The organism is Streptomyces sp. CNP082, from assembly GCF_059570535.1.
The window spans coordinates 1-25,493 of the sequence record NZ_JCANSZ010000032.1; the positions used below are offsets into that span (position 1 = coordinate 1).

The following is a 25,493-nucleotide window of genomic DNA, read 5'->3' on the forward strand; positions in this document are numbered from 1 at the left end:
TCCACCTACGGCACCGGCACCTTCCTGCTGATGAACACCGCCGAAGAACCCGTCCACTCCGAAAACGGGCTCATCACCACCGTCGGCTACCGCATCGGCGACCAGCCCGCCGTCTACGCCCTGGAAGGCTCCATCGCCATCACCGGCGCCCTGGTNCAGTGGATGCGCGACCAGATGGGCATCATCTCCACCGCCGCCGAGATCGAAACCCTCGCCCTGAGCGTCGAAGACAACGGCGGCGCCTACTTCGTCCCCGCCTTCTCCGGCCTGTTCGCCCCCTACTGGCGCGACGACGCCCGCGGCGTCATCGCCGGCCTGACCCGCTACGTCACCAAAGCCCACCTCGCCCGCGCCGTCCTGGAAGCCACCGCCTGGCAGACCCGCGAAATCGTCGACGCCATGACCAAAGACTCCGGCGTCGAACTCGCCGCCCTGAAAGTCGACGGCGGCATGACCGCCAACAACCTCCTCATGCAAACCCTCTCCGACGTCCTGGCCGCCCCCGTCGTCCGCCCCCTCGTCGCCGAAACCACCTGCCTGGGCGCCGCCTACGCCGCCGGACTCGCCGTCGGCTACTGGCCCGACACCGACGCCCTGCGCGCCAACTGGCGCCGCGCCGCCGAATGGACCCCCCGCATGGACGAAGAAACCCGCGAACGCGAATACAAGGACTGGCTCAAAGCAGTCCGGCGCACCATGGGCTGGACCCAGGACGTCCCGAGCGCGGACCGGCACTGACCTCGGCGCCCGTGCCGGAGCGCCGTGCTCCGGCAGCGGGCGCGCGCCGCGTACCATCGGGCCACGGCGGCGCCCCCACGTCCTCGCGTCGACCACGCTCCGCGAGACGAGAGAGACCGAGCATGCCGCAGCAGGACGCCGCGCCGCCCGCCGACCGGACGGTATGCAACAGCCCGACCACCTCGGCCCGGTGGACGTTCATCCGCACCGAGACCGGCAGCGCCGCCATCCTCGTCGCCGGGGCCGTCGCCGCGCTCGTCTGGGCCAACGCCGCCCCCGGCAGCTATGCCGACTTCTGGCACACCCACCTGTCCGTCGAACTGGGCGCCCGCAGCCTGGGCATGGACCTGCGGGAGTGGGTCAACGCCGGGTTGATGTCGCTGTTCTTCCTGGTCGTCGGGTTGGAGGCACGGCGCGAGTTCGACATGGGGGAGCTGCGCGAGCGGCACCGGATGACGCTGCCGTTCGTCGTCGGCGTCGTCGCCATGCTCGTACCGGTGCTCGTCTACCTGGGCATCAACGCCGGTGACTCCGCCGCCTCCGGCTGGGGCGTGGCGATGTCCACCGACACCGCCTTCGCGCTCGGCGTGCTGGCGCTGCTCGGCAAGCGGTTCCCGCGGCGGCTGCACACCTTCATCCTCACCCTCACCGTCGTCGACGACTTCGTCGCCCTGGCCGTCATCGTCGTCGTCTACAGCGACTCCGTGACCTGGCCGGCGCTGCTGGCCGGCATCGCGTTCTTCGCGGTCATCCTGATCCTCCGCAGCGCCGGCAGCCGCCGCGGCCCGGTCTACGCGCTGCTCGGCGTCGCGATGTGGGTCGCGTTCGTGGAGTCCGGCATCGACCCGGTCGTCGTCGGGCTGGTCATCGGGCTGGCCACGTACGCCTATCCCGCGCCGCGCAGCGAGCTGGAGCGGGCCACCGGGCTGTTCCGCTCGTTCCGGGAGCAGCCCACCCCGCAGTTGGAGCGGGAAGCGCGGCGGGGCATCGCCTCGGCGATCTCCCCGAACGAGCGGATGCAGCGGATGTACCACCCGTGGAGCAGCTATCTGATCGTGCCGGTGTTCGCCCTGGCCAACAGCGGTATGGAAATCGACGGCGAGCTGCTGTCGGGGGCGTTCACCTCCTCCGTGACGCTGGGCATCCTGGTGGCGTACGTGGTGGGCAAGCCGGTCGGCATCATCGGCGCCACCGCGCTCACGGCGCGCCTGGGCGGTGACCGGATGCGCCCGCCGGTCGGCTGGGCCGCCGTCGCCGGCGGCGGCACCGTCGCCGGCGTCGGCTTCACCGTCGCACTGCTCATCGCCACGAAGGCGTTCGACGGCGAGCAGCTCGCGCAGGCGAAGATCGGCATCCTCGCCGCCGTGGTCTGCTCGGGCGCCGTCACCGCGCTCGTCGCCTTCGTCACGGCCCGGCTGCCGCAGCCGCGGCGCATCCGCGCGCTCCTGGGCACCGCGCCCGTCATCGTCGACCTCGCCGTCCCCGTGGACCCCGAGCGTGACCACATCCGCGGCCCGCTGGAGTCTCCCGTCACGGTCGTCGAGTACGGCGACTTCGAGTGCCCGTACTGCGGCAGGGCCGAGCCCGTCGTACGCGAACTCCTCGCCGGCTTCGGCGACATCCGCTACGTCTGGCGCCACCTGCCGCTCACCGACGTCCACCCGCGTGCCCAGCTCGCCGCCCAGGCCGCGGAGGCGGCGGCCGAGCAGGACGCGTTCTGGCCCATGCACGACCGGCTGCTCGCCAGGCAGGACCGGCTGATGCCGGGGGACCTCATGGAGCACGCGGCGGACCTGGGGCTCGACGTCGAGCGGTTCCGCCTGTCGCTGACGGCCGGAAGCGGCGCGGGCCGGGTCACCCAGGACATGGAGTCCGCGGATCTCAGCGGCGTCGCGGGCACGCCGACGTTCTTCATCAACGGACGCCGCCACCACGGCGCGTACGACATCGGCAGTCTGTCGGCCGCGGTGAAGGCGGCGCGGGCGCGGGCGATGCTGGCCGAGTCCGACGCCGAGGCCGAGAACGACGACGGGAACGAGAGGGCGTGACCGCCGCCGCGTGCTGAGCGCCTCGGCGAAGCACCGGTGACCGGCAGCGTGCCCGGACCGGAGAAGGGTTGCGGAGGCGGGGGACCGGGGGCGGCGGGCGTCAGGTTCCGCCGCCCCCGGAGACTGCGGTGAGCAGCACCGGCGGCGTGGCTGCCGCCCACGCCCGCGGGGCGCAGGCGTGGGGATTACGTTACGGGCGCCGGATGATCGCTGCGTGCGTAATCGGCCAGCATCTGCCCCAGCCGCCGGCCGTGCGCCCCGGCGGTGGCCGGGGCCCCCGGGCAGTGTGGAGACCTCGGCGCACTGCCCGACGGTGACGGCCTCGTCACGCGGCGGGCAACTCCCGTGATGGTACGGCAGCGGGCGGGACGGCCGCCGACCGGCCGCCGGCGTCCGCACCGCCCGGCCCGGCGAACAGCCGCCGCCCGGTGCGGTTGCCGCGAACGTGCCGGGGCGGGCGGGCAGGACGCGTCCGTCTCACCGCGCTCTCGTCCCCGCCCCGTCCCCGCCCCGCCCCGGCTACGCCTCGCGGGACGACGCCAGGTCCAGCGCCAGCGCCGCCGTCCAACTGAAGCCCCGCGCCCCCCGCCCCGCCCCCGTCAGCGGGTCCACGTACTCCGCGAAGCCCGACGCCCGCGCCTTCTCGACCACCGCCCGGCGCAGCGCGTCCGCCGTGCCCGCCGCCCCGTGCCGGCGCAGGCCGCGCTCCAGCAGCCAGGCGGTGTTGAACCACGCCGGGCCGCGCCAGTACCGGGTGCGGTCGAACGCCCGGCCCTTCAGGTCGTACGACGCGACCAGCGGCAGCTCCCCGAGGCGGAAGTGCTCGCCCGCCAGGGTGTCCCGCAGCGTTTGCGCCACCGCCGGCGGCAGGCCGGCGGCGAGCAGCGGGGTCAGCCCGGCGACGCCGTACTCCGCGATCAGCCGGCCGGCGCGCAGGTCGCGGCTGCGGAAGATGCCCGCCTCGGCGTCCCAGAGCCGGGCCACCAGCGCCTGGGTCAGCCGCCCGGCCCGCTGCCGGTGCACCCCCGGGTCGGCCCCCGCGGTCCTCGCCGCCCCCGGCTCCGCCGCGATCTCGGCCATCGCTTCCTCCGAGGCGATCAGCAGCGCGTTCACGCACGGGTCCTCGACGGCGAAGCCGTGCCGCACCGCCGCGTCCGCGTAGCCCGCGTCCCGGTAGTCGGCGGCGAGCCGCACGTACCGCCCGTAGTCCAGGTCGGTGGGCCGGTCCGCCGGATCGCCGTGGTCGAGATCCGCCCGGCGGAAGGACGCCGCCGGGGCCGGTTCGATCCGGGCCAGCGGGCCGTCCCAGCAGGGGCTGTTGTCCATCCCGGACTCCCAGGGGTGGACGATCGCGGCCAGGCCGGCGCCGCCGAGGTCGCGGTCCGCGGTGAGGTAGCGGTGCCAGGCGCGCAGCCGCGGGTAGACGCGCGCCAGGAACCCGCGGCGCGCGGAGGCCGCCGGGTCCGCCCGGTGCACCAGCAGCGCGGCGAGCGCGTGCACCGGCGGCTGCACGATGCCGGAGGTCTGGGCGTGCGCCGGGGCACCGGCACGCGCGCCCGCGCCCGTACCACCGGCGGCGCCTGCCTCTGAGCCCGCGGAGCGCCAGAAGTCCGGCCCCGGGAAGTACGCGGCGGGCGGGACGGCCGGGTTGAAGACGATGTGCGGGATACGGCCGTCGCCCCACTGCGCGCCGAGCAGCGTCTCCAGCTCGCGCTGCGCGCGCAGCGGCGACAGGTGCCGCAGCCCGATGGCGGTGAACGCCGAGTCCCAGCTCCACTGGTGCGGGTAGAGCGTGCGCGACGGCACGGTGAAGGACCCCGTCCAGTTGCCGAGCAGCACCGCCGCGGCGGCCTGCCGCGTACCCCGGCAGGCGGTGGACTGGGCGGTGCGTTCCACGGTGGGTGCTCCGGTGGGGGCTGGGGGAGGGCGGCGGTGAACGACGTGCGCCGAACATATCCCAGACTTATGTCCTGTCGACACGAAGAAGTGGAGGTGTGCTGCGCCCTCTCCACGCGAAAGCCGGTCCGCCGGTCACGCGACTTCGGGGACCGGTCCCCGGACTTCGCGGGACACTGGTGGGGCACGTACCGTTACGAGCACCGGAGGCCGGCGATGCCCCTGCGAGAGAGTCTGGCGCGCGGTGCCGCGCCGTCGCCCCCCGGCACCCTGCACGCCCGCAGCGTCGCCGGGGGCATCCGGGTGCCGCCGGGTGCCTCGCGGGTCGTGAGCTTCGGGCGCGACAAGGACGAGGTCGACCTGTGCGTCGGCGAGGACGACCTGCGCGTCAGCCGCCGGCACGGCGAGCTGTCGTACCAGCGCAGCACCTGGTGGCTGCGGAACACCGGGCAGCAGCTCGTCCGGCTGCCCCGCGGCCGGCTCATGCATCTGACCACCGAGCCGGTCCCCCTCGCCCCCGGCTACACACCGCTGTTCGTCAAGGGCTCGGGGCACCGCGAGCACCTCGTCGAGCTGTACGTCACGGACGACGGCGACGCCGGCCGGGTGCCGCGGCACCGCGCCGAGACACTGCCGCCCAAGCGCTGGGCGCTCAGCGACGACGAGCGGCTGGTGCTCGTCGTCCTCGGACAGCAGTACCTGCAGTACGAGTCGGATCCGCACCCGCTGTCGTACCGGCAGGCGGCCGAGCTGCTGGCCTTCCTGCCCGGCGGCGACGCGTGGACCAAGCGCGTCGTCGAGCACCGGGTCGAGGACGTGCGCCGGCGGCTGGCGCGCGGCGGCTTCCCGTACCAGGTGACCCGGGGCGACGACGGCGGCGGTCCGAGCGACAGCGTCCTGAAGCACAACCTGCTGCGCGGACTGGTGGAATCCACGACCCTGGTGCCGCCCGATCTCGAACTCCTGGACGACTATTTCTCGAGCTGAGAGCCCTTTTCGGCCCTTCGGCGCGGCTGCGGCGGCCAAGTCGCGAAGACGCCGTGCCGGCGCCGCGTGCACCCGCTAGGTTTCGCCCTGCAGACGGGCGAAAGGAGGCGCGGTGCGCGAGGGGCAGCTTGTCGGCGACCGCTACCGGCTCGAGGGGCAGATCGTCGACGAGGGCCGCGGCGAGGTGTGGCTCGCCGAGGACCAGCAACTGGGCCGCAGAGTCGTGCTCAAACGCGGCGGTGCCATCGGCGAGCGCCCGCGGCTGCTCGGCGTCGCCCGCGCCCAGGCCAAGGCCACCCACCCGCACGTGGTCACGCTCTACGGCGTGGAGTTCATCGAAAGCGGCCAGGACGCCGGCTGCTGGCTGGTGATGGAGCACGTCAGCGGCGGCAGCCTGGACAAGCAGCCCAGGATGGCGCCCGAGAAGGCGGCGCGGATCGGCGCGCAGATCGCGTCGGCGCTGGGGGCGCTGCACGCCAACGGCGTCGTGCACTGCGACGTCAAGCCCGCCAACGTCGTCATCACCGACGACGGCACGCCCAAGCTCACCGACTTCGACTCCGCCCAGCGCACCGGCAGCAACGAGACCATCTCACCGGAGCGCCCGCTCAGTTACACCCCCGACTACGCCGCCCCCGAGGTCGCGGGCGGCTCGCCCGTGCCCCGCTCGGACGTGTACTCCCTCGCGGCGATGCTCTACAAGACCGTCACCGGCGTGCCCCACGACGAGGTCGGCCGCGAGGACGACGGCTCCCGGGCCGGTGCGGAGGACGAGGCCACCCTGCGCGAGTGGAAGGTGAGCCAGGGCGTGCTGCGCCGCGAGCGCGACACCGGGCCGCTCAACGAGCCGCTCGAAGCGATGCTCCGGCGCCGGCCCGAGCGGCGGCCCGACGCGGCCGAGGCGCGCCGGCTGCTTCTTCAAGCGGCCGGGCAGCGCGGCCGGGTGCGGCGGCTGGCCCGCCCCGTTACCGCGCTCGCCGCGCCGCGCCGCTACCCGCGGGCGACCGCCGCCGCCGGCACGGCGCTGGTGACGGCCGCGGCGCTGGCCGGCGCCTGGTTCTGGTGGCTCGCCCCCGGCGACGACCGCGACGAGCCGGGCGGTACCGCGGGCGGTGGGAAGCCGCGCGCCGGCTCCGTCATCGGCGACCCGCGCACCATGGACCCGTGTGCGCTGACCGACCCCGGCGAGTTCACCCGGTTCGGCCGGAGCGCGGAACGCGACCGCGACTACGGCAACTTCGACCGCTGCGACGTCCTGGTCTACCCGCAGGGCGAGGACGGCGAACACATCGACGTCCAGGTCCAGTTCGACTCCGGGCCCGCGCCCGAGTCGCCGGCCCCCGCGCGTACCGTCGACGGCATCGGCGTCATCGAGGAGCCGCAGGAGGGCGACGAGTGCGCGCGGGGCCTCGTCCTGCCGGACGAGGCGGACCGCGACGTCAGCATCTGGATCTACGTCGACGGCGGCGACGCCCGGTTCTCCGGCGGCATCGACACCCTGTGCGACATGGCCGACATCGCCGCCAGGACCGCCAGCGAGACCCTGGGCAAAGCCCGCGCCGAGCAGCGCACCGTCCCGCGCCGCGACCCGCCGGCGCAGGAGGTGTCGCTGCTGTGGCTGGACGCCTGCCGGCTGCTCGACGCACGGGCACTGGAGGTCGTCCCCGGCGTGGACGCCGACGACCCCGACGTGGGCTTCGGCAACTGGGACTGCGACTGGTACAGCACCACCCGCGACATAGAGGTCCAGTTGCGCTTCGACCGGGACCAGCCGCTCTCCGGCGAGGACGGCACGGTGACCCGGTTCGCGGGCCGCGACGCGGTCGTCTCGCCGGAGTACGACGGCGAGGACACCTGCACGGTACGGGTCGAGTACCGCGAGTACCCCGACGAGAACGGCCAGAAGGCCGTCGAACTGCTCTACCTCGCGCTCGAAGGCGACGACGAGCCGACCGACGCGCTGTGCGGGATGGCCACGCAACTCGCCGAGACCGCCGCGGGGCGACTGCCGAAGACCTGAGGCGCACGGTCCGCGCCCGCGGTCCGCACGGCCCGTACAGGCTTGTGACCGGCGGCGGGGAGGGGTCCCCGGAGGCAGGGAGCACGGTGGGGCAGCCGGCAGCAGCCGGCCGCGGCCGAGGGGACCTGCTATGGACCGTATCCGAGGGCGGCGGGTATGAGCGGGCGCGACAGCCTGGCCCGCGGCGTGACGCCCGCGCAGCCGGGCACACTGCACGCGCGCTCCGACAGCGACGCCGTCGAGGCGGCGCCGCTGCCGGGGCTGACCGTCCGGTTCGGCCGCGGGCGGGGCGGACACGGCCACGGCGGGGACGTCGAGTTGTACGTCGGCCGGCGCGATCACGGCGTGAGCCGGCGGCACGGCGAGCTGACGTGTCTGGAGGGCGGCTGGACGCTGCGCAACACCGGGCAGCAGGCGCTGCGGCTGCCGCGCGGCCGGCTGCTGCCGCCGGGCCCCGAACGCCTGCCCCTGGCCGCGGGGTACACGCCGGTGTTCGTCAAGGGATCCGGCTTCCGCGAGCACCTGGTGGAGCTGTACGTGGTCCGGCGGGAACCGGTGCGTCCGGGCGGCGGCCCGCTCAGCGGCCCGCTGCCGGCGGCGTGGGCGCTGTCGGACGACGAGCGGCTGGTGCTGGTGGTGCTGGGGCAGCGCTACCTGCGCCACGAGCCGGACCCGCGCCCGCTGCCGTACCGGCAGGCGGCGGAGGTGCTGGCGTTCCTGCGCCCGGGGGAGCGGTGGGGCGCGGCGGAGGTCGCGCTGCGGGTGGAGGACGTACGCCGCCGGCTGGCGCGCGACCGGGCGTATCTGGCCGCGCTGCGGGACGAGGCGGCGCCGGAGCAGCAGGGCTGCACGCCGGACCACCGGCTGCTGACGGACCTGGTGGCGGCGACGGCCCTGGTGCCGCCGGACCTGGGGCTGCTGGACGGCGTCGAGGGCTGACGGGAGTCCAGGACCGACGGCGTCAGGACCGACGGCGTCAGGACCGACGGCGTCAGGACCGACGGCGTCAGGGTCCAGACGACGGCCGCGGCCCGTACGGACCGGCGCCTGCCGTCCGTACGGGCCCGCCGCCGTCAGCCCGTACCGTCCGCGGCCACCGTCCGGCTCGCCAGCACCTCTCCGTCCGCGTCCAGTGCGCTGACGCGGACCACCTCGGTGCCCTCCGCCGCGACCTCGGCCGTTGTCACGAAGCCGCTCTTCGCGACCGTGTCCGCCGCCGTCAGCGACCGGCGCGACTGGCCCGTCTCGATCCGCCAGGCGTCGACCTCCGTCGCGCCGTTCCAGCTCATCGCCACCGTCCCCGGATCGCGCCACTCGACCGCGGGCCGGGTGGCGGGCGTGCCCGTCCAGTCCGTGCGTATCGCCCGGTAGCTGTACGTGCCCTGCGGGAACGTGCCCGTGAACACCGGCTCCCCGCCGGCGAACTCCGCCATCGTCCCCGCACTGCCGTAGCCGAGGAGGACGTTGCCGTTGTCCGTCCGCTGTGCGGAGCCCGCGAAGAGCGTGAACACCGGCTCGGGGGTCTGCACGTCCTCGGCGAGCCGCGCGGTCATCGCCTCTTCGTCCAACTCGTAGACGGCGCCGCGGGAGCGCTGCGGGTTGCTCTTGTTGCCGTTGTCGAAGAGCATGAGCCGCCCGTCCGGCAGCCGCCGGGCGTCGTGCTGGTAGCTGGGCCGCTGCGCGGTGCCGGCGAAGGCGAAGTCGCTCGCCGCGCCGCCCAGGCGCCAGCGCACGGCGCCCGACTCCCGGTCGATCTTGTAGACCGTGCTGGTGTGCCGGGCGCTCATGAGCAGGTCGCCGTCCGTGTCGTACGCCAGGGAGTTGGCGTGCACGGGATCCACCAGCGCCTCGGTGAGGGGTTCCTGAGACTCCGTCAGCGGGATGTGGTCCAGCGCGCTCCACTGGAACAGCACCTCGCCGGTGGCGGCGTTCTGCTCCTGGATCACGGCGTCGATGACCTGCGCGTCGGGCTTCCCGCCGTACGCGGTCAGGTCGCGGGTGACGAAGGAGAAGCCGAGCAGCAGCACGCGAGAGCCGTCGGGGCTGATCTCGAACTCGTGGCTGTCGGTGAAGCTGCCGTTCATCCGGTACGACGCGATCTCCTGGTAGGAGGAGTCCAGCAGGAGGTACTCGCCGCCGATGTCGGTGTTGTCGTACACGCTCAGCGCCGGTTCGCCGCGGAAGGTGACGGGCTCCAGGTTCATGTACGGGCCCTCCTTCCACCACACCAGCCGGCCGTCGTTGTCGTAGATCGCCGCGCCCGCGAGGTCGCCGCCGACCGGGGCGGGGGTGGTCAGGAGGACCCCGTCGTCCTCGCGGCCGGTGGTGGTCGTGGTGAGCGCGGGCGGCGCGGCGGCGTCCGGGCGCGACGGCGTGCCGGTGAACGGCGGGACGGCGCCGTCCGGCGCGGCGGCCGACTCAGGCGGAGCCGGGGCCGGAGCAGGGGCCGCGGGCGAGGAGGCCGCGCCGCCGGCGAGGGTGACGGGAACGCAGAGCGCCGTGGCGGCGCCGAGCACCCGGGCCCGTAGCAGCCGCGGACGGGGACGGGGGTGAGCGTGCGGTATGGGGTGCTTGCCCTGACGCACGGGAATCTCCTTGACGGTGGGGGGTGTTCGGCTGTCCGGCACGTCGCGGGGGCCGGGCGCGGCCGGTAGAGCGGGCACCAGGCTGGTGCAGCGGGCGGCGGGAGACAAGCCCCCGCCGCCCCGGCCGTCACTCGTCGGCGAAGATCTTGACCACGATCTCGCCGTCGGCGGTGGCGTAACCGCGGTACATGCCCGAGGTGTTGAAGGTGAAGGCGAGGTTCTTCCGGGAGTCCAGCGCGATCACCCCGCCGGTGTCGTCGCCGCCGAGCGCCTCGGTCCTGTCGATCGCCGCCCCGGCCGCCTGGGACACCGACCGGCCCAGGTACTCGACCTGCGCGGAGATGGTGTGCGTGACGGCCTCGCGGATGAACAGCTCGCCGGTGCCGGTCGCGGACGCGGCGATGTTGCCGTTCTTCGCGTACGTGCCCGCACCGACGATCGGCGAGTCGCCGACGCGGCCGACCGGCTTGTTGGTCAGCCCGCCCGTCGACGTGCCGGCGGCCAGGTCGCCGTTGCCGTCGATGCCCACGGCGCCGACCGTGCCGGTCTCGCCGAAGTCGAAGTCCGACTCGCCGCCCTTGGCGGCCATCAGGGACTCCCAGCGCCGCTCCGTGAAGAAGTAGTCCTGCGTCACCAGGTCCATGCCGCGGTGCTGCGCGAAGCGTTCCGCACCCTCGCCGCTCATCAGCACGTGCCGGGAGTGCTCCATCATCTCCCGCGCCAGGGAGACCGGGTTCTTCACGTGGGTCACGCCGGTGACCGCGCCGGTGTCGAGGGTCGCACCGTCCATGACGGATGCATCCAGCTCGTTCTCCGCGTCGGTGGTGAACACCGCGCCCTTGCCGGCGTTGAACAGCGGCGAGTCCTCCAGCACGCTGATCGCCGCCTCGACGGCCGCGACGCTGGACTCCCCGTCCGCCAGCGCCCCCTGGCCGGTGCGTACCGCCTCGGTGAGCTTGGCGCGGTACTCCCGCTCCAGCTCGGGCGTCATGTCCTCGCGCGTCAGGGTGCCGGCGCCGCCGTGGATGGCGAAGACGACGTCGCGCGCCCGCTCGCTGGTGTTGGGGTCGCCGGAATCCCGCGGATCCTGGGCGGTGCGGGTGGCCGGCGCCCGGTCCGCGGCCGGGCCCTGCTGCGGCGCGGCTGCCGCGCCGAGAGCGGTGACGGGGGTGATCACGACCGCCGCGGCGAGCAGCGCGGTGCGCGCGAGCGTCGACGTCCTGCGAAACATGAGCCGCCCCTTCGCTGGTGCTGGTGCGTACGTCAACCGGTGAGCCGCCAGAGCTGTACGTGCCTCTGGCTGGTGCTGACGAGTGTCCTGCCGTCCGGGCTGAACGCCAGGACGGACACCTTGTTGCGGTACGAGATGTGGAACAGCTCCACACCGGTGGCCGCGGCCCACACCTGACCGACGTTGCCCCGCCCGCTGGTGGCGACCATGGTGCTGTCCGGGTTGAAGCGCACGTGGCTCGCGCCCTTGAGCGTCGGCAGCGGCCGTAGCTGCTCGCCCGACTTCGCGCCCCAGATAAGGGGATGGCCCGTGATCTGGGCCGTGACGAGCATCGTCCCGTCCGGGCTGAAGTCTGCGTCGATGGCGGCCTTCGACGGCCGTATTGCGATCGTCAGCGGTTCCTGTGCCTGTCCCTGCACCGGGACCAGGACGACGCTGCCGATGCTCGTGACGGCCACCCGGGCTCCGTCCGGGCTGAACATGGCGCCGTAGAAGGGCCGGTGCAGGGTGGGCGGCTTCTCCGGCTCCGCGACCGTCTCGCCGGTGCGGGCGTCGCGCAGCCGGACCTTGTCGTTCATGCCCGCGAGGGCGAGCAGGCTGCCGTCGGGGCTGAACGACAACGGACCCTGCTGGTGAGCCTGGTCGAGCTGCTGCAGTAGGCGGCCGGTGGCGGCGTCCCAGAATTGCAAGGAGTCATCGGTGGTGAGCGTCACCAGCCGGCTGCCGTCCGGGCTGAACGCCGCGACGGCAGGCAAGCCGTACAGCGTCCGGCGGGAGAGCTGAATCCGTAACCGTTCCCGCCCCGTCAGGTCCGTCACGAGCAGGATCCCTTTGGCGAGGACGAGGGCGAGGCGCTCGCCGTCCGGGGCGAAGGACACTCCGAGCACGGGCCGTTCCACTGTGAAGCCCGTGACCAGGTCGGGGGTGAACGGTTCCGGAGGCGCCGCGGCGGCGGCCCGCGGGGCGCCGCCGGACGGGCGCGGGCCCGGCCCGGCCGCCGCCGGGGCGGCGGTGTCGACGGCGGTGGGGGTGTAGCCGGGCAGGCCGGCGGGGCGGCGGCCCGGCTCCGCCAACGCGCCCAGCGCCTCGGCCACGGCGGCGGGCGAGGCGTAGCGCTCCCCGGGGTCCTTCCGCAGCAGGGTGAGCACCAGGTCGTCCCAGCCCGGCGGAATCCCCGAGGCCACGGAGCCGGGCGCCGGGGGCGGCTCCGTCAGGTGTGCCGCGAGGTGGCTCATCGCGTCGGTCCCCTCGAACGGGAGCCGGCCGGTGAGCATCTCGAAGAGCACGCAGCCCAGCGCGTACAGGTCGCTCGCCGGCACCGCCTGCCCGCGGGCCTGCTCGGGCGCCATGTACTGCGGCGTGCCCACCACGAAGCCGGTCTGCGTCAACCGGTCGGCCGCCGCCGACGGGTCGGCGGCCCGCGCGATCCCGAAGTCGAGGACCTTGAGCGCCCCGGTGTCCGTGCGGAAGAGGTTGGCCGGCTTGACGTCGCGGTGCAGTACCCCGGCGGCGTGCGCCGCACCGAGCGCCCCGCAGACCTCCGCACCCCAGCGGGCCGCGTCCGCCGGCGGCACGGGCCCGCGGCGCAGCACCGCGTCCAGGCCCTCGCCGCACAGCAGTTCCATCACCAGGAACGGCGTGTCGCCCGCCGCGGCCCGCGCGGAGCCGAGGTCGTGGAGCGTGACGATGGCGGGGTGCTGGAGCCTGGCGGTCAGCCGCGCTTCGCGCAGGAACCGGGCGCGGGACTCGTCGCCCCGGCTGCCGCCCCCTGCGAGCGCCGAGATCAGCTTGACCGCGACGGGGCGCTGCAGCGTCTCGTCGTAGCCCTCCCACACCTCGCCCATGCCGCCTTCGCCGAGCCGCCGGACGAGCCGGTAGCGGTCCGCGAGGATCTCGTCCGGCACGGTGCCCCCTCGCGCGAACCGGCCCGATGTCAGCGACGCATTGTAGGGCGGCCCGCGGCGGCGGCGACAGAGGGCCACCGCGCGGGCCGGGGGCGTGGGGAGGGCGGCGGCAGCGGCGTCAGCGCCGGCCGACGACGACGGCGTTCGCGGTGACGATCACGCCGATCGCCGCCCACTCGTACAGGCCGGGGCGCTGGTCCAGCACGACCAGGCCGACGAGCGCCGCAAGCCCCGGGTTGACGCTCATGAACGTGCCGAAGAGCTGCGCCGGGACGCGGCGCAGGGCGAGCAGGTCGGCGAGGAAGGGCACGGCGGAGGACAGCACGCCGGCGGCGACGGCGCAGCCGAGGGCCGCGGCGGTCGGCGGGCGGTGGGCCAGGACGACGGCGCCCACGGGGACGTACGCGAGGGCGGAGACGGCCGCTGCCGCCGCCGGGCCCTGGACGCCGGGCAGTCGGCGGCCCACGGTACGGCCCAGCAGGATGTAGCACGCCCAGCAGACGGCGGCGAGCAGGGCGAGCCCGATGCCCGCGTAGTCGGCGGCGGGCCGCGGGCGGGTGAGGACGACGACGGCCGCGCCGGCGGCCAGCGCGCACGCCAGGTCCGTGCGACGGCGGGCGGTGGCGAGCGCCACGGCCAGCGGGCCGAGGAACTCCAGGGTCACCGCGAGGCCGAGGCCGATCCGCCCGATCGCGGTGTACAGCGAGAGGTTCATGACCGCGAACACAGCGACCAGCCCCAGCACCGGCCACCACTGCTCGCGCGTGAACGCGCGCATCCGCGGCCGGCCCACCGCCAGCAGCACGGCGCCGGCCACCCACTGCCGTACGGCGACCACCCCGGCCGGGCCGACGACGGGGAACGCCAGCGCGGCGACGGCGGCGCCGGTCTGGTTCGACAGCCCGCTGCCGAGCATCAACGCGACCCCGGCGCCGCGGTTGGAAGGGCTGCCGGTGGGGCAGTCGGCGGGGCGGCCGTCCGGGGACCGGGCGGTGCGCGGGCGGCCGGCTGTCTCGGGCTGCGGGTCGGCGGTCATGGCACGGAGCATGCGCCCCCGGCCCGTATGCGCAAAATGCATGCGACGCGCGTTCTATACGCTGGAGTCATGGATCTGGAGCTGCGGCACCTCCGCTGCCTGGTCGCCGTCGTCGACGCCGGCAGCTTCACCGACGCCGCCATCGACCTCGGCGTCTCCCAGGCCGCGGTCTCGCGCACCCTGCAATCGCTGGAGCGGATCCTCGGCGTCCGGCTGCTCCACCGAACCAGCCGCAGCGTCACCCCGACCACCGCCGGCGTCCAGGTACTCGCCCGCACCCGGCACCTGCTCGCCGAGGCGGACGGCCTCGTCGCCGAGGCCACCACCGGGCACACCCGGCTGCGCATCGGGCACGCCTGGTCGGCGGCCGGCCGGCACACTGTGGAGTTCCAGCGCCGCTGGGCCGACCGCCACCCGGACGTGGAACTGCACCTGATCCGCACCAACTCGGCCACCGGCGGCCTCGCCGAGGGACTCTGCGACCTGGCCATCGTGCGCACCGACGTCGACGAGCGGCGCTACGCCCACGCCGTCGTCGGCCACGAGCGCCGCTACTGCGCGATGGCCGCCGACGACCCCTTCGCCCGCCGCCGCACCGTGCCGCTGGCGGACATCCGCGCACGCACCGTGCTGGTCGACCGCCGCACCGGCACCACCACCGCGGAGCTGTGGCCCGAGGCGGAGCGGCCGGCGGTGGAATACGTCCGGGACGTCGACGACTGGCTTGCGGACATCGCCACCGGCCGCTGCGTCGGGATCACCCCGGAGAGCACCGTGGCGCAGTACCGCCGCGACGGCATCGTCTACCGGCCCGTGCGGGACGCCCCGCCGGTCGCGGTGCACCTCCTCTGGCGCCGCCACGACCCGCACCCGGCCACGCATGCCGCGGTCGCGCTCCTCGCGGAGCTGTACCGGGAGCGGGAGCGCGTCGGCCCGCGCGGGCTGCGGGCGAAGCCCAAAGGGCGGACGCCGGGGCGCTGACTGCGCAGGCGGGCCGGAAGCGCACGACCGGCCGCCGGCCGACGGCGACTGCCCCGCACCGCTGTCGTACAGGCGACATGTCGCAAGCCCGGCACGGCAGAGATCGTGACAGGCGGCCCGTACGGGCCGAAAGCTTGCCCCCGTGCATCTAAGACGAATAAAGCTGCCGGCGCTCGCCACCGCGGGCGCGCTCCTGGTCACGCTGGCGCCATCCGCGACCCACGCAGCCGCCCCACCCGGCGGCGGGACGGTCGCGGCCGGGGCGGCCGGCTCCTCGCTCAGCGTCGTCACGCTCGTCACCGGCGACCGCGTACGGCTTGAGCGCTTCCCCGACGGCCGGCAGGCCGCCACCGTGACGCCACGCGACGGCGCCGGTGACGGCGGCAGCTTCGAGCAGGTGGAGATCGACGGCGACCTGCACGTCATCCCCTCCGACGCGGTGCCGTACGTGGGTTCGGGCGCCGTGGACCGCGACCTGTTCAACATCACCGAACTGGTCGAGCAGGGCTACGGCGACGGGCGCAGCAGGCGGATCCCGCTGATCGTGTCGTACGCGAAGGGCGCCCGCACCGCCGACGCCGTCGACCTGCCCGGGGTGAAGCCGGGCGCCGCGCTGCCGAGCCTGAACGCGCGCGCCGTCGAGGCCGGCAAGGACGAGGCCGGCCGCCTCTGGGAGGCCGTCGACGACGACCGCGCGGACGCCAGGGCGGCGGCCGAGCCGAAGCTCGCGGGCGGCATCGCGCGGATCTGGCTGGACCACAAGGTCAGCGCCTCGCTGGACCGCAGCGTGCCGCAGATCGGCGCGCCCGAGGTCTGGCAGGGCGGCAACGACGGCACGGGCGTCACCGTCGCCGTGCTGGACACCGGCATCGACGCCGAGCACCCGGACCTGGCGGGCAAGGTCGACGAGGCCCGCAACTTCTCCGACAGCCCCACCACCGGCGACGCCTTCGGCCACGGCACGCACGTCGCGGCCACCGTCGCCGGCACCGGCGCGGGCCCAGGTGGCGCAGCCGGCTCCCGCAAGGGCGTCGCGCCCGGCGCCCGGCTGCTGGTCGGCAAGGTCCTCGGCGACGACGGCTTCGGCTCCGAGTCGCAGGTGCTCGCCGGCATGGAGTGGGCCGCGGGCACCGGGGCCGACGTGGTCAACATGAGCCTCGGCAGCGACGCGCCCACCGACGGCACCGACGCGCTGAGCCTCGGCGTGAACCGCCTCACCGCCGAGACCGGCACGCTCTTCGTCGTCTCGGCCGGCAACTCCGGTCCGGGCTCGGCCACCGTCGGCTCGCCCGGGGCCGCCGACGCCGCGCTCACCGTCGGCGCCGTCGACCGCGACGAGTCGCTGGCCGACTTCTCCAGCCGCGGCCCGCGCCACGGCGACCTCGCGGTCAAGCCCGACATCACCGCGCCCGGCGTGGACATCGTCGCCGCCCGCGCAGCCGGCACCGCCATGGGCGCGCCCGTGGACGACCTCTACACCGCCGCCTCCGGCACCTCCATGGCCGCGCCGCACGTCGCGGGCGCCGCCGCGCTGATCGCCCAGCGGCACCCCGACTGGACCGCGCAGCAGCTCAAGGACGCGCTGGTCAGCACCGCGCAGCGGCACGACGACCTGACGGTCTACGAGCAGGGCGGCGGGCGCGTGGACGTCGCCCGCGCCGACGCGCAGCAGGTGTACGCCACCGGCACCCTCGGCTTCGGCAGCGTCGACGAGGGCGGCGAGCCGGTGCGGCGCGAGATCACGTACACCAACGCCTCCGACGCGCCCGTGACCCTGCAACTCGACGCCTCCCTGCGGGCCTCCAGCGGCGAGCCGGTCCCGGCCGACGCCGTCGGGCTGCCGGACGGCGGCACCGTCGAGATCGCCGCGGGCGGCACCGCGACCGTCCCCGTCACCCTCGACCCGGAGGGGCTGGCCCCCGGCCGCTACGGCGGGTACGTCACCGCCACCACCGGCGAGAGCGTCGCCCACACCACCATCGGCGCCGTCCGCGAGGCACCCACGCGCACGGTCACCCTGCGCGGCATCGACCGCGCCGGCCGGCCCGCGTTCGTCAACCCGGTCACGCTCTGGGGGGAGGACGACCGCTACGATGTCGTCACCTACATCCCCACGGGCGGGTCGCGGACCTTCGAGGTGCCTAAGGGCGAGTACTTCCTGCACGCGGTGATCTCCGACAAGGTGCCGGGCGGCAGCGTCGACAGCCTCATCGTCGACCCGCAGCTCACGGTCGACCGGGACCTGGAGGTCGTCCTCGACGCCCGCAAGGCCAACGAGGTGAAGATCGAGACCCCGAAGCCGGCGGTGCAGGAAGCCGTCATGAGCTTCTACAGCCACCGCGAGTTCGGCAGCCGCACCATCTCCAACGGCCACATGGAGTTCAGCGTCGACGGCCGCAAGCTGTACGTGACGCCGACCGCCAAGGCCCGTGAGGGCGTCTTCGAGGTCACCTCCCGCTGGCAGTTGGAGGCCCCGATGCTGACGGGTGTCGTCAGCGGTACCGGGTTGCAGGGGCGTCAGGACATCGAGGCCGTACGGCTGATGGGCCGCTCCCCGGCCCTGGACGGCACCCGGCGGCTGCGGCTGGTCGACGCCGGCGCGGGCACGGAGGCGGAGCTCGCGGCCCTCGCCGACGGCGACGTCGATCTCTCCCGCGCCGCCGTGCTGGTCGACGGCGACAGCCCGCAGGACGAGGACGCGGTCCGCCGCGCCGCCGCAGCCGGGGCGCAGTACGTCATCGTCATCTCCTCGGAGGGGTCCGCCGGCTGGAGCGTGTGGCGGCCCGGCGGCGACCGGCTGCCCGCGGTGGGCGCGATGGTCCGGTACGACGTGGGCCAGCAGTTGCGCGCGGCGCTGGCCGGCGGCAGCGCGACCGTCGAACTGCACGGCACGCCCGCGAGCCCGTACATGTACGACGTGATGCAGGTGGCGCAGCAGCAGGTGCCCCAGCACGTGGTGCACCGGGTCGACCGCTCGAACACGGCCACCGTCCAGACCGGTTACCGCGACTCCGGCGGCAACCCCTGGACGAAGGAGCAGCGCTTCGGCTGGCGGCCGTGGATGGGTACGGCGATCAACCAGTACCAGCGCCACGTGCCCACCCCGCACCAGCGCACCGAGTACGTGAGCGCCGGCGACACCCTCTGGCGCCACAACGTCCACCACCGCTACACCCAGGACACCATGAACCCCCTGGCGGGCGGCATGATCCAGGAGGCCCGTACCTACCGCGCGGGCGAGCAGGCCGAGGAGACCTGGTTCGCGCCCGTGGTGCGGCCCGCGATCCCGCGCGGCGTGGCGGGGCTGACCTCGTACCGCGAGGGCGACCAGCTCACCATCCGCATCCCGGAGTACGCCGACTCCCAGGAAGGGCACTACAGCCGCCTGGACGGCGGCGAGTGGAGCGTGCCGGCGGACAAGGCGTCGGCGGAGCTGTACCGCGACGGCGAGAAGCTGGCCGAGGGCCGCACGGCGTGGGGCGCGTTCCCCGCGGGTGGCGGCGGCACGGGCACGTACCGCCTCGACCTCGCGGTCGACCGGACCACCCCGGAGTGGCGCACCTCGGTGAGCACGCGCACCAGCTGGTCCTTCGCGGCCGGCCGCCCGGCGGACGGTGAGCAGGAGCTGCTGCCGCTGCTGCAGTTGGACTACGACGTGCCGACCGACGCCTATGGCGCGGCGCCCGGCGGGCGGCCCGTGCCGATCGGGATCACGGCGCGGCACCAGGACGGCATCGACGGGCGGCGCATCAAGGGGATGGAGGTGTCCGCGTCCTACGACGACGGCGCCACCTGGCAGGACGCCGTGGCGATCCCGTGGTGGGACAGCGGCCACCGCGTCTGGCTGCAGCACCCCCCGGTGGGTGACGAGGGCGGCTTCGTCTCGCTGCGCGTGAAGGCGCGGGACGACGCCGGCAACAGCGTCGAGCAGACGGTGAAGCGTGCCTACGCGCTGAAGTGACACCCGTGAACCGCCGGTGCGGCCGGATCGACCCGGCCGCACCGGTGCTGGGCGCGGCGCCCTGCCGGGACGTTTCCGGGCAGGGCGCTGCTGCCGTACGGGCACACGTCACCGTGCGCCGCCCGTACGGTGACGGGGCCGCGCTCAGCCGCTCGCCGCGGTCGTCCCGCTCGTCGCTCCGGCCGTCCTGCCTGCCGCTCTCGCAGCCGCCGTCACGGCAGCCAGTCGCGGCGGGCCGCCTGCCACACCAACTGCGCCCGGGTGTCCGCACCCACCCGGCCCATCATGTCCCGCAGCCGGCGCTGCACCGTGCGCTGGCTGATGCCGAGCTGCGTCGCGATGGCCTTGTCCGCCAGCCCCGCCACCACCAGGGACAGCAGATAGCGCTCGTCCTCCGCCAGCGCCGGCCCGGACGCGCCGGGGCTGAGCCCGGCCAGCTCGCCCGCCCCGGTCACGTGCAGCGGCGAGGCCGCCGTCCACTGGCTCTCGAAGAGCGCGATCAGCGCGTCCAGCAGCGCGCTGCCGCGTACCACCGCCACCGTCGGCTCGCCGAACCTGCTGTCCGCGTTCGGCACCAGGGGGCACAGTGCCAGCGTCCCGTCCGCGATCATCAGCCGCACCGGCAGCGCGCTCGCCGCCCGCGCCGCCTCGCCCGCCCGGACACCGAGGGCGACGTTGCCCAGCATCCCGGGCTCCTCCAGCAGCGCGCGCTCGTAGATCACGCGGTAGCGCACGCCCTTCGCGAGCATCTCGAACTCCTCGTCGTTGTCCTCCGAGGGCATCGCCACGTGGCCCGCCTTGCACAGCGCCAGCACCTCCTGCCGCGCGCCGTGGTTGAGGTCGCGTATCTGCTGCCGGATCGCCGCCACGCCCGTGACCACCTCGACGAGCTGCCGCGCGTCGCGGCGCCGGCCGCCCGCCCGGAACTCCTCGGCCAGCTCCGTCACCCCGCGCCTGGCCCGCTCCAGTGCCTCCTGCCCGCGCAGCAGCCGCGGCCCGAACGCCACGTCCGGCGCCACGGGCACGAAGTGCCGTGCGCCGCCCGTGCGCTGCTCCGGGCCGCTGACCAGTCCCTTCTCCTGCAGCGAGGTCAGCAGCGACTCCGTGTGCCGCCGGTCGAGACCCAGCTCCCCGGCCACGGTCTTCGCGTCCGCGCCGTGCAGCCCGACCAGCAGCCGGTACACCTGTTCCTCCGTCGGTCCGACGCCTGCCGGCTCCAGCACCGTCTCTCACGCTCCTTTCCGCACGGGTCTCCGCCGCCGTACGCCCGGTCTGGCCAATTGCCGACATGGCGACAAGTCGCCAACGAAGACCGCTTCCTTGCGCCGGACCAGCGGGTTACAACCCCAGTCATGCATCCTTCGCCCCGGCGTTACCTGCCTCTCCGCGCCGCCGTGCTCGGCTGCCTCGCGTCGTTGCTGGCCACCGTCCCCTCCATAGCCACAGCGCTGCCGGAATCGCCAGTGTCACACCCCGCGGCATCCGCCACCGCGGCCACCGGGGCTCCAGGGGCCTCCGCCGGCCCGGGCGACGGCGCCGCGGCCGGCGCCGCACCGGGCACCGAGGTCACGCTCGTGACCGGCGACACCGTCACCCTCGGCCCCGTCACCGACGGCCGTCCCACCGTCTCGGTGGCGCCCGCGGAAGGCGCCGCCGGAAGCGCGTCGTTCAGGACCCTCGACCAGGGCGGCGACGTCTACGTCATCCCCGACGACGTGGCCGCGCTGGTGCCCCGGGTCCTGGACATCGAGCTGTTCAACGTCACCGCGCTCGCCGCGATGGACTACGACGACGCCGCCACCGGCACCGTCCCGCTGATCGTCCGGGGCCCCCGCCCGCTGGCCGCGCTGGACGCGGCGGCCGGCAGCCGCGGGCTGCCCAGCATCGACGCCACCGCCGTCGAGGTGCCCAAGGACGCCGCCGCCGGCTTCACCGAGCGGCTGACCGCACCCGCCGGGCCCCGCGCCGCGGCCGGAGTGACGAAGGTGTGGCTCGACCGCGAGGTCCGGGCCGCGGAACTCGACTGGAACCTCGGCGCGATCGGCGCCTTCGAGGCGTGGGAGAGCGGTCTGAGCGGCGCCGGTGTCGACGTCGCCGTGCTCGACTCCGGCATTGACGCCGACCACCCCGACCTGCGCGGACAGGTCGCCGCCGCCGAGGACTTCACCGGCAGCGGCACCACCGGCGACCCCCACGGCCACGGCACGCACGTCGCCTCGATCGTCGCCGGCACCGGCGCGGCGGCCGACGGCGCCCGGCGCGGCGTCGCCCACGGCGCCCGGCTGCTGAACGCCCGGGTGCTGGACGACGAGGGCCGGGGGCAGGCGTCCTGGGTCATCGCCGGCATGGAGTGGGCCACCGGGCAGGGCGCCGAGGTGGCGAACCTCAGCCTCGGCGCGCAGGCGGGTCAGGGAGACGACCCGGTCGCCCTCGCGCTGGACGCGCTCACCGCGGACACCGGCACCCTGTTCGTCGTGGCGGCCGGCAACTCCGGCCCGTTCGGCGCCACCATCGAGTCGCCGGGCATCGCGGGCAGTGCGCTGACCGTCGGCGCCGCACTCCGCTCCGGAGGGCCGGCGCACTTCTCCAGCGTCGGTCCTGCCCGCGGTACGTTCCGGGCCAAGCCCGACATCATGGCCCCCGGTACCGAGATCACCGCCGCCCGCTCCGGCGGCGGCACGGCCGCCCCGTACACCACGATGCAAGGCACCTCGCAGGCCACGCCGCACGTCGCCGGCGCCGCCGCGCTGCTGCTGCAGAAGCACCCGGACTGGAGCTGGGAGCGGGTGAAGACCACGCTCATGACCACCGCGGACGGGGACCCCGACAAGACGCTGTCGCAGGTCGCCGGCGCCGGCATGCTGGACCTGCCGGGCGCCGTCTCCGACACCCTCGCCTTCGACCGCGGCAACGTCGACTTCGGCTACCTGCGCTACCCTGAGGGCGCCGAGCAGCAGTCCGTCGCCGTTTCGGTCACCAACAACGGCACCGGGCCCGAGCATCTGGACCTCTCCGACAACGCCCGCGACGTCTACGACGACGAGGCGCCCGCGGACCTCGTCACGCTCAGCCCCGCCCAGGTGACCGTGGCACCCGGCGAGACCCGGCAGATCACCGTGACCCTCGACCCCGCCGCGGCGCAGCCGCGCGTCTACCACGGCGGCGTCGTGGTGCGGCGCGAGGGCCGCGACACCGTCACCCTGCCGCTCAACGCCTACCTCGAACCGCCCCGGTACGACGTCAGGCTGACCGTGCTCGACCGCCGCGGCGAGCCCTGGGCGGGCGGCACCGTCGTGGTCGCCAACATGGACGACTACCGCCCGGAGAGCGGCGGCGGCAGCCAGACCGTGCGCCTGGACGAGAACGGGCAGGGCAGCGCGCGGATGCTGCCCGGATCGCTCAGCCTGATGGCGAAGGTGGAGACCCCGGCGCGCGACGGCTCCCCGGCCACGGTCGCGTTCGCCGGCTCGCCCGAGGTGACGCTCGACGGCGACATGGAGTACACGATCGACGCCCGCAAGGCGAAGCGGCTGCGCCCCGCGCAGGTCGAGGGCGCAGACACCCGGGTCGGGCACGTCTCCATCCACTACCAGCGGCGCGACGCCAGAAAGGGCATCGGCATCGGCGACGGCATCTACGTCGGCGGCGAAGAGGTCGAGAACGGCCGGGTGTTCCTCCAGCCGACCGGGCCGGTGCGAAGCGGCACCGTGGCGTTCGAGACCCGCTGGCGGCTGGACGCGACCGGCCCGGAGCGCAGCCGGGAGGCCGACACGTACGAGCTGGTGCTCGGCGGTGACACGGTCTCCGACCCGCCCGCCTACGAGGTCTCCCGCGCCGAGGTGCGCGACCTGGCCCGGCTGACGTCCGACTACCGCTCGCTGCTCGGCCGGCCCGACCGGTACACCGAGACCCTGGCCGCCTACTCCTCGCGGGTCTCCGCCGCGTACTCGATGAGCGAGCCGCTGGACGTGCCGCTGCGCAGGACCGAACTGGTCACCGCAGGACCCGGGGTGAGCTGGCGGCAGTGCGTGGCGGCACCGGCGGCGGCGGACACCACGCTGTGCGGGGCGACGACGGCGTACGGGCGCGGGGAGGAGCACGCGCCCGTGTGGTACCGCGGCACGGCGCCGGCGGTGGTCTCGGGCGTCCACTACGACGGCAGCATCTCGCTGCCCTACCGGCACCTGAGCGACGGCACGCACCACGGTGTGGCGGCGGCCCCCGACGCGCTCGGCACCGGGAGCCGGCGGCTGTACCGCGACGGTGCCGAGGTGGAGCCCCGCGGGCCCGCGAGTGCGTACTACGACGTCCCGCCGGAGCCGGCGATGTTCCGCCTGGAGCACTCCTCGGCCCCCGACACCGCGCGGCTGCCGATCGGCACCCGGACCCAGACCAGTTGGACCTTCCCCTCCCAGGGGCCCGCGCCCGGCTTCTCGACCACCCGTCCGCGGCTGCTCGCCGTGGACTACCGGCCGCCGACCCGCGACGACGGCTCCCTGCGCGCCGGCGTCCCGCTGGTGATGGGCGCGGGGATGGTGTCCTCGGACAGCCCGACCGACTGGCGCGAGGAGAACGGCAGGCTGCGGCTGTGGGTGTCCACCGACTCCGGTGAGCGCTGGCACCGCATGCTGGCCGTGGACATGCCGGACGGCTCGGTGCTGGCCGCCGCGCCCGGGGTGCGGCTGCGCGCGGGCGACGCCGTCTCGGTACGTGCCGAGGGGTCGGCCGCGGAAGGCCGGGCCATCGAACAGACCATCGTCGACGCCTACCCGGTGCGCTGAGGCGCACCGGGGGCGGCGACGGTGACGGGGGGCCGCTGCGTGACCGGCGGGCGCAGCGACCCCCCACCTCAGAGATCCGACCAATACCCCGCGGGGCGTCGGGATTTCATCCCGCGGGGTGTCGCGGACGTCGATCGATCTGGTAAATATGCAGATCGTGCTACGTGCCTAGGTGCGCCGCGCCTGACGGGCCCGTGCCCGCCGGGAGAGTCGTCGGATGACAGGAGGCCATGTCAGGATGAAGGACTTCGACGGGCTCAAGGCCGTGGTGACCGGCGGGGCTTCGGGGATAGGGCTGGCCACCGCGCGGCTGCTGGCCGGGCGCGGCGCCGAGGTCGCCGTCCTCGACCTCCACCCCGGCGACGTACCGCAGCCCCTGCACGGCTACCGCGCGGACGTCTCCGACGACGCCTCCGTCACCGCCGCCGTCAGCGACGCGGCCGGCGCCCTGCGCGGCATCGACATCCTGGTCAACAACGCCGGCATCGGCGCCGTCGGCACCGTCGAGGACAACGACGACGCCGAGTGGCACCGCGTCCTGGACGTCAACCTGCTCGGCGTCGTACGCACCACCCGCGCCGCACTGCGCCACCTGCGCCGCTCCGCGCACCCCGCGATCGTCAACACCTGCTCCGTCGCCGCGACCGCCGGCCTGCCGCAGCGCGCGCTGTACTCCGCGACCAAGGGCGCCGTGCAGTCCCTGACGCTGGCGATGGCGGCCGACCACGTACGCGAGGGCATCCGCGTCAACTGCGTGAACCCCGGCACGGCGGACACCCCGTGGGTCGGCCGGCTGCTGGACCAGGCCCCCGACCCCGCCGCAGAGCGCGCCGCGCTCAACGCCCGCCAGCCGATGGGCCGGCTGGTCACCGCCGACGAGGTCGCCGCGGCCATCGCCTACCTCGCCAGCCCGGCCGCGGCTGCCGTCACCGGCACGGCGCTGGCCGTCGACGGCGGCATGCAGGGCCTGCGGCTGCGCGCCCCGGAGCCGGGCCGGTGAGGGTGGCCCTGCGCACGCGGGTGCGTGCCGACCGCGTCGAGGAGTACGAGGCCGCCCACCGCGAGGTTCCCGGGGAGCTGACGGCGGCCATCCGCAGGGCCGGCGCCACCTCGTGGACCATCTGGCGCAGCGGCACCGACCTCTTCCACGTCATCGAGTGCGAGGACTACGCCCGCCTCCTGGCCGAGCTGGAACACCTTCCGGTGAACGTCGCCTGGCAGGCCCGCATGGCCGAACTCCTGGACGTGGTCCACGACTACACCGGCGAGGGCGCCGGCGCGGGCCTCCCCGTCGTCTGGGAGCTCTGAGCCCCCGGCCCGCGACC

General features: G+C 74.8%; 16 protein-coding genes. 10 read left to right on the forward strand and 6 right to left on the reverse strand.

Going from position 1 to position 25,493, the window contains the following annotated elements; genetic code table 11:
- A partial coding sequence (locus B124_RS23545; protein WP_496504925.1) for an FGGY family carbohydrate kinase occupies positions 1–738 on the forward strand: 738 nt, incomplete at its 5' end.
- Positions 739–860: 122 nt separating this feature from the next.
- A complete protein-coding gene (gene nhaA / locus B124_RS23550; protein WP_496504926.1) occupies positions 861–2,786 on the forward strand; it encodes a Na+/H+ antiporter NhaA in 1,926 nt (641 codons plus the stop codon).
- Positions 2,787–3,305: 519 nt separating this feature from the next.
- On the opposite strand, the gene B124_RS23555 is transcribed toward nhaA, so the two are convergent.
- Positions 3,306–4,682: an MGH1-like glycoside hydrolase domain-containing protein gene (locus B124_RS23555; protein WP_496504927.1), complete on the reverse strand. Its 1,377-nt coding sequence runs from the start codon at positions 4,680–4,682 to the stop codon at positions 3,306–3,308.
- A gap of 216 nt (positions 4,683–4,898) precedes the next feature.
- On the opposite strand from B124_RS23555, the gene B124_RS23560 reads away from it, so the two are divergent.
- From B124_RS23560 to B124_RS23570, 3 genes are all read left to right on the forward strand, one after another.
- A complete protein-coding gene (locus B124_RS23560; RefSeq protein WP_496504928.1) occupies positions 4,899–5,669 on the forward strand; it encodes an FHA domain-containing protein in 771 nt (256 codons plus the stop codon).
- Positions 5,670–5,781: 112 nt separating this feature from the next.
- Complete coding sequence (locus tag B124_RS23565; protein WP_496504929.1) at positions 5,782–7,689, forward strand: serine/threonine-protein kinase; 1,908 nt, start codon at positions 5,782–5,784, stop codon at positions 7,687–7,689.
- 156 nt (positions 7,690–7,845) lie between these two features.
- A complete protein-coding gene (locus B124_RS23570) occupies positions 7,846–8,628 on the forward strand; it encodes an FHA domain-containing protein (RefSeq protein ID WP_496504930.1) in 783 nt (260 codons plus the stop codon).
- A gap of 134 nt (positions 8,629–8,762) precedes the next feature.
- Here B124_RS23570 and B124_RS23575 read toward each other — a convergent pair whose 3' ends face one another.
- The 4 genes from B124_RS23575 to B124_RS23590 all read right to left on the reverse strand — a co-directional run bounded on the left by B124_RS23575 (position 8,763) and on the right by B124_RS23590 (position 14,457).
- The gene (locus B124_RS23575) at positions 8,763–10,274 is read right to left on the reverse strand and encodes an arylsulfotransferase family protein (RefSeq protein WP_496504931.1); all 1,512 of its coding nucleotides are present in this window, start codon (positions 10,272–10,274) and stop codon (positions 8,763–8,765) included.
- 127 nt (positions 10,275–10,401) lie between these two features.
- Positions 10,402–11,505 carry an isoaspartyl peptidase/L-asparaginase family protein gene (locus tag B124_RS23580; protein WP_496504932.1) on the reverse strand — a complete coding sequence of 368 codons (1,104 nt, stop codon included), beginning with the start codon at positions 11,503–11,505 and terminating at the stop codon, positions 10,402–10,404.
- A 32-nt stretch (positions 11,506–11,537) separates the two neighbouring features.
- Entirely contained in the window at positions 11,538–13,409 is a 1,872-nt protein-coding gene (locus tag B124_RS23585) for a WD40 repeat domain-containing serine/threonine protein kinase (RefSeq protein ID WP_496504933.1), read from the reverse strand.
- 118 nt (positions 13,410–13,527) lie between these two features.
- On the reverse strand, positions 13,528–14,457 hold the full coding sequence (locus B124_RS23590; RefSeq protein WP_496504934.1) for an EamA family transporter: 930 nt from the start codon (positions 14,455–14,457) through the stop codon (positions 13,528–13,530).
- 57 nt (positions 14,458–14,514) lie between these two features.
- On the opposite strand from B124_RS23590, the gene B124_RS23595 reads away from it, so the two are divergent.
- Both B124_RS23595 and B124_RS23600 read left to right on the forward strand, forming a co-directional pair.
- On the forward strand, positions 14,515–15,426 hold the full coding sequence (locus B124_RS23595; protein WP_496504935.1) for a LysR family transcriptional regulator: 912 nt from the start codon (positions 14,515–14,517) through the stop codon (positions 15,424–15,426).
- 142 nt (positions 15,427–15,568) lie between these two features.
- On the forward strand, positions 15,569–19,387 hold the full coding sequence (locus B124_RS23600) for a S8 family serine peptidase (RefSeq protein ID WP_496504936.1): 3,819 nt from the start codon (positions 15,569–15,571) through the stop codon (positions 19,385–19,387).
- Positions 19,388–19,599: 212 nt separating this feature from the next.
- Here B124_RS23600 and B124_RS23605 read toward each other — a convergent pair whose 3' ends face one another.
- On the reverse strand, positions 19,600–20,610 hold the full coding sequence (locus tag B124_RS23605; protein ID WP_496504937.1) for a LuxR C-terminal-related transcriptional regulator: 1,011 nt from the start codon (positions 20,608–20,610) through the stop codon (positions 19,600–19,602).
- A gap of 129 nt (positions 20,611–20,739) precedes the next feature.
- On the opposite strand from B124_RS23605, the gene B124_RS23610 reads away from it, so the two are divergent.
- The 3 genes from B124_RS23610 to B124_RS23620 all read left to right on the forward strand — a co-directional run bounded on the left by B124_RS23610 (position 20,740) and on the right by B124_RS23620 (position 25,476).
- The gene (locus tag B124_RS23610; protein WP_496504938.1) at positions 20,740–24,168 is read left to right on the forward strand and encodes a S8 family peptidase; all 3,429 of its coding nucleotides are present in this window, start codon (positions 20,740–20,742) and stop codon (positions 24,166–24,168) included.
- 238 nt (positions 24,169–24,406) lie between these two features.
- Positions 24,407–25,168, forward strand: coding sequence for an SDR family NAD(P)-dependent oxidoreductase (locus B124_RS23615; RefSeq protein WP_496504939.1), 762 nt, complete (start codon positions 24,407–24,409; stop codon positions 25,166–25,168).
- Positions 25,165–25,476: an L-rhamnose mutarotase gene (locus tag B124_RS23620; protein WP_496504940.1), complete on the forward strand. Its 312-nt coding sequence runs from the start codon at positions 25,165–25,167 to the stop codon at positions 25,474–25,476. Before B124_RS23615 ends, B124_RS23620 begins: the two co-directional genes overlap by 4 nt.
- Positions 25,477–25,493: the final 17 nt, after the last annotated feature.